The organism is Pseudoalteromonas sp. bablab_jr010, assembly GCF_016464105.1.
GTDB classification, from domain to species: Bacteria; Pseudomonadota; Gammaproteobacteria; order Enterobacterales; family Alteromonadaceae; genus Pseudoalteromonas; species Pseudoalteromonas simplex.
Genome location: NZ_JACDWV010000107.1, coordinates 1 through 493, shown reverse-complemented (window position 1 = coordinate 493; position 493 = coordinate 1). Strand labels below are relative to the sequence as shown.

Annotated in this window: 1 protein-coding gene; it reads left to right on the top strand. The window is 42.0% G+C overall.

What is annotated here, in order from left to right; genetic code table 11:
• On the top strand, positions 1 to 493 hold a 493-nt coding region (locus JIG37_RS10150; protein ID WP_199529302.1), incomplete at both ends, for a transposase.

Here is a 493-nt window from a genome sequence, read left to right as displayed (position 1 = left end):
TGTAAAGTTGTTATGGAATCATGTGGTGGTGCTCATTATTGGGCACGCAAAGCACGTAGTGTTGGTCATGAAGTCGTGATTCTAGATCCTCGATTTGTCAAAGCATTTAGAGTTGGCCAGAAAACAGATGCAAATGATGTCATTGCAATAGCTGCCGCTTCTTTCTCACCTAATGTCCGCCCGTGTAAATCACTGACGCAAGCACAGCAAAGCTTACAGTCAATAGAGCGAATGCGCGCCTTAGCTGAAAAGCAGAAACGACAGCTGGCTAATCAAATCAGAGGCCTGTTACTTGAGTTTGGGATTGTAATCAAGCAATCAGAATGCGCGTTTAGGCAAGCTATTCCTGAGATTCTAGAGGATAGCGATAATGGGTTAACCGCTGGTTTAAGGCAGTGTCTAGCTCAGTGCTATGAATTATTTAAAGCGCAATCAACATTAAAAGAAACATTAAATGAGTTACTGACAGGTTTAGTAAAACAAGATGAGCAAT